Raw genomic sequence first — 298 nt, 5'->3', positions numbered from 1 at the left:
ACCTTCATAGCCAACTCGAAAACCACCAATCCGCTTAATTATATCCGTTTGATATACACCCAGGTGGGACACGTAGTTTTGACCATAGAGTAAATCCGGATTCCAATCGGATTTAAAATGAGGGTCAATACGATTACCAGCTTCATCAACCTTGTCTTCATCACTGTAGACAAAAGATACATTCTCATTATCATTCAAAGCTTTTACGACATAAAATAACGCATGCTGTTGTAGTAAATCATCGTGATCCAAAAGAGCTGTCCATTCGCCAGTTGCTACTTCAAGAGCACTATTACTG

The 298-nt window shown here is 39.3% G+C and carries 1 pseudogene; it reads right to left on the bottom strand.

Features of this window, described 5'->3' with window-relative positions:
* Positions 1-298: pseudogene (locus Q4563_RS18765) on the bottom strand (glycosyltransferase family 2 protein); the annotation flags it as partial.

This window comes from Gilvimarinus sp. 1_MG-2023 (assembly GCF_030548285.1).
The sequence above is the reverse complement of the archived record's forward strand: the minus strand, read 5'-3'. Positions and strand labels throughout refer to the sequence as shown.